Genomic DNA, 4,259 nt, shown 5'->3' with positions numbered 1-4,259 from the left:
GGAACAGCCGCCACAGGAGAGCACCTCGCCCACCATCCGGTTGCCGCCCGGCACCGGCTGCGCGCACAGCGGGCACTGCTCCGGCGGCACGGACTGCGTCATCGGGTTCGGGTTCTGGACCTGCATGTCAGTCCCTCCTCGTTGCGGATTCCACGGCAAACACCGGGGTTCTTGGGAGCACTCCCAGGATGCGCTCGGCCACCTGCCCGCCCTCCAGCCCATGCCCCTTGAGCAGGGCCTCGTGCGAACCGGCGCGCGAGTCGTACCGGTCCTGCAAGCCCACGCGCAGCACGCGCCGCTGCAGGTCCAGCGAGCACACCGTTTCGCACACCGCGCTGCCCAGTCCGCCCAGCACGTTGTGCTCCTCCACGGTCACCAGGAGCCGCGTGCGCGCCGCCGTCTCGCGCACCGCCTCCTCGTCCAGCGGCTTCAGCGTGTGCACGTTGAGCACGCGCGCGGAGACACCTTGTGCATCCAGGAGCTTCGCGGCATCCAGCGCCACGGACACGCCCACCTCACCGTGCGCGAGCAACCCCACGTCGTCGCCCTCGCGCAGGAGCGCTGCGCGGCCCAGTTTGAACGGCGGGCGCGGGATGTCCAGCCGGGTGACGCGGTTGCGGCCCAGCCGCAGGTACACCGGTCCGTCGTGCTGGAGCATCGCGCGCGTGGCGTGCACCGTCTCCAGGCCGTCCGCGGGCGACACCACGGTGAGGTTGGGCATCGCGCGCAGCACGGCCAGGTCTTCGATGGCGTGGTGCGTGGGGCCAAAGAAGGCGCCCGCCACGCCGCCGTAGTCGCACACCAGCTTCACGTTGGCGCGCGCATAGGCCAGGTTCAGCCGCACCTGCTCGCACGCGCGCATCACGCCGAACGCCGCGAAGCTGTGCGCGATGACGGTGTGTCCGCCGTGCGCCAGGCCACACGCCATGTCCAGCATGGTGGCCTCGCAGATGCCCAGGTTGAAGTAGCGCTGGGGGTGGCGCGCCTCGAACGGATCGCCTCCGCCGCCCAGGTCCGCCTCCAGGAAGACGACGCGCGCGTCCTCCTCCGCGAAGCGCGCCGCCGCGTGCCGGAACACCAGCCGGCTGGACAGCTCCGGGTGCGCGGCGAGCCACGCCTCCGGCGCCCGGGCCAGGTCCACCGTCGACTCGATCGACGCGCTCACTGGCCGTCCTCCCCCAGCGACGCGAGCGCCCGGCGCAGGTGCTCCGGCGAGAACACCGCGTAGTGCGGCCCCTTGCCCTTGAGCATCGGCACACCCGCGCCCTTGCGCGTCCGCGCGACGATGGCGCGCGGACGTCCGCCCACGACGGGCGCCTCCAGCGCGGCCACCAATGCGGGCAGGTCGTGCCCGTCCACCTCCAGCGACTGGAAGCCGAACGCGTCCAGCCTCTGCACCAACGCCTCCTGCGACAGGATGGCTTCGGTGGGGCCGTCGTTCTGTCCGCCGTTGCGGTCGATGATCAGCGTGAGGCCGGTGAGCTTGCGGTGCGACGCCACCTGGAGCGCTTCCCAGTTGGAGCCCTCGCCCATCTCTCCGTCGCCGCAGACGACGAAGGTGCGGTTGGGTTCCCCGCGCAGCACATGCCCGAGCGTCAGCCCCACACCCAACCCCAGCCCATGGCCCAGGCTGCCGGTGGCGAACTCCACGCCCGGCACCGCCGCGTTCACGTGACCGGTGAAGATGCTGCCGTCCGCGTTGTACTCGCGCACCAGCGTCTCCACGTCCACGAAGCCGAACTCCGCCAGCGCCGCGTAGAGCCCCGCCGCAGCGTGCCCCTTGGACAGGATGAGGTGGTCGCGCTCCGGTGACTTCGGCGCGCGCGGATCCACGCGCATCACCCGGCCCAGCAGCGCCACCAGAATCTCCACCATCGACAGCGAGCCGCCCAGGTGACAGCCCGACGGCGTCGCCGCCAGCCGCACGATGGTCCGCCGGATCCGCAGGGCCCGCCGGGGCAGCAACGCCAGCCCCGCATCCGACGCGGCGCCCGCAGCCCCGTCACTGGTGCGGGCAGGCACCACCGGGCCACCGGAGGCCGTGGGTTCATCTGGCGTCCGCGCGTCGCGCGACAGCCCGGGGGTCGTTGGATTCGCCGAGAAAGTCATGCCCGTAGCGTCGCTGTTACAGCCCCGGAATCCGGCTGTTGTGAGACACCCTAGGAAATCGCATCATGCGCCGTCAACGCGGATTTTCTCAAGATATAGACCTACAAGAAAAAACCGTCTTGCCCGGTAATCTCGCGGTGTTACACGCGCGGAAGGCCCGGCATTCCCCGGTTTCGCGTCACTCGGAGGAGACCTTCGCATGGGGCAGCGTTTCCATAACGCAGCGGCATTGGAGAAGGGTTCGGAGTACCGCCGAAAGGGTTGGTGGCGTGACACCACGGTGGTTGACGATCTGCGTCGCTGCGTCCAGGCGCACCCGGACAAGACCGCGATCATCGCCGCACGGTACTTTTCCAAGGACATCACGCGGCTGACGTACGCGGAGCTGGCGCGATACATGGACCGGTTCGCGCTGGGCCTGCGCGAGCTGGGCGTGGGGCGCGAGGACATCGTCGCGGTGCAGCTGCCCAACGGGTGGCACTTCACGGCGCTGGCGCTGGCGTGCGCGCGGCTGGGAGCGGTCATCGCTCCCATTCCGCCGGACTACCGGCGGCGCGAGGTGGAGTTCATCCTGGGGCGCACGGAGGCCTCCGTGTACGTGGGGCCCACGTCGTGGACGGGGCACTCACACCGGGACATGGCGCGCGACATCGCGGGGGTGCTGCCGTCGCTGCGCCACCGGGTGCTGCTGGGCAGCAACACCGACCTCCAAGCGGGCGAGCGGGACTTCGAGCGCCACTTCATCGAGCGCGAGTGGGAGAAGGAAGCGTCTCTGGAGGGAGTGGCCCCGGCGGCCGCGGACGACGTGTGCAACATCCTCTATACGTCCGGCACCACGGGTGAGCCGAAGGGCGTGGTGCACTCGCACAACACGAACTACGGCATCACGCGCGCGCTGTGCGACACGCTGGGCATCGACGGAACGGACGTGGTGGCGCTGCCGTCGCTGCTGACGGCGTCCACGGGGTTCACGTATTCGTACCTGATGCCCATGCTCCTGGGGGCCACGGCAATCTACATGGACGTGGGCGACCCGGAGCTGACGCTCAAGCTCTTCGAGGAGCACGGCGTCACGTTCACGTACGGCATTCCCACGTACCTGATGAACCTCATCGCGTTGCAGCGAAAGCGCCAGCGGAACACCTCCTCGCTGCGGCAGCTGGCCACGGGCTCCATCCCGGTGCCGCCGCACCTCATCGCGGCGGTGCGCGAGGTGTTCGGTGTGCGGCTGCACACGCTGTGGGGCATGACGGAGAACGGCGCGGTCACCATCACCCGGCATGAAGATGCGCCGGACTGGCCCAGCCAGAGCGACGGGCGCGCGGTGGCGTGGATGGAGACGAAGATCGTCCCGGCGCTCGCGGAGGACGGCACTCCGTATCCGGATGGGACGGGGCGGCTGATTGTGCGAGGCGCCAGCCAGTGCCTCACCTACTTCAAGCGCGACGACGTGTACGCCGCGGCGACGGACGCGGAGGGCTGGTTCGACACGGGCGACCTGGCGCGCGACGACGGGCGCGGCGGCATCCGCATCGTGGGGCGGCTGAAGGACGTCATCTTCCGGTACGGGTACAAGATCCCCGTGGTGGAGGTGGAGTCCGCGCTGTACTCGCACCCGAAGGTGAAGGAGGTCGCGGTCGTCGCGCACTCAGACGACAAGATTGGCGGCGAACGGGTGTGCGCCGTCGTCGTGGTGCGCGAGGGAGAGGCCCCGCCCACGCTCAACGAGCTGCGCGACCATCTCAAGCAGCAGGGCATGTCCAACCAGTACTGGCCGGACCGCCTGGACCTCATCGACGAGATGCCCAAGACGGCCACCGGCAAGGTGCGCAAGTATCTGCTGCGCGACAGGCTGAAGCCCGCGTGAGCGGGCGGGAGGAACGGCCATGAACCCGAGCCCTGAAGAAGCCACCAGTCCCACGGACACGGAAGCGAAGCTCGCGGCGTGGTGGAAGGAGTTGCTGGGCGTGGAGGTCGTGCGCCCGGAGGACCACTTCCTGGAGATTGGCGGCAACTCCCTGATGGCCACGGTCCTGTCCAACCGCATCGAGAGCGAATTGGGCGTGGAGGTGTCCATGGCGGAGCTGTTCAACACGCTCCGGGCCGTGGCCACGCTGTGCGACGAACTGCGCCAGGAGCAGTCCGCTTGA

Annotated in this window: 4 protein-coding genes; 2 read left to right on the top strand and 2 right to left on the bottom strand. The window is 69.5% G+C overall.

All coding sequences use genetic code 11. The features are described from left to right. Positions 1 to 127: 127 nt before the first annotated feature. Together D7Y11_RS41770 and D7Y11_RS41765 are read right to left on the bottom strand one after the other, a co-directional pair. Entirely contained in the window at positions 128 to 1,165 is a 1,038-nt protein-coding gene (locus D7Y11_RS41770) for a transketolase family protein (protein WP_126936446.1), read from the bottom strand. After that, positions 1,162 to 2,109 (bottom strand): 1-deoxy-D-xylulose-5-phosphate synthase N-terminal domain-containing protein, encoded by a 948-nt coding sequence (locus D7Y11_RS41765; protein WP_126936445.1) that lies wholly within the window; start codon positions 2,107 to 2,109, stop codon positions 1,162 to 1,164. The genes D7Y11_RS41770 and D7Y11_RS41765 overlap by 4 nt, the downstream gene beginning before the upstream one ends. A 280-nt stretch (positions 2,110 to 2,389) precedes the next feature. On the opposite strand from D7Y11_RS41765, the gene D7Y11_RS41760 reads away from it, so the two are divergent. Then, a complete protein-coding gene (locus D7Y11_RS41760) occupies positions 2,390 to 3,976 on the top strand; it encodes an AMP-binding protein (RefSeq protein WP_233607577.1) in 1,587 nt (528 codons plus the stop codon). A gap of 19 nt (positions 3,977 to 3,995) precedes the next feature. Beyond that, positions 3,996 to 4,259: a phosphopantetheine-binding protein gene (locus tag D7Y11_RS41755; RefSeq protein WP_120581074.1), complete on the top strand. Its 264-nt coding sequence runs from the start codon at positions 3,996 to 3,998 to the stop codon at positions 4,257 to 4,259.

Origin of the sequence: Corallococcus sp. AB018, from assembly GCF_003986945.1 — a bacterium.
Lineage (GTDB): Bacteria > Myxococcota > Myxococcia > Myxococcales > Myxococcaceae > Corallococcus > Corallococcus exiguus.
Note: the sequence above shows the minus strand (reverse complement) of the source record. Positions and strands in the feature narration are given on the sequence as shown.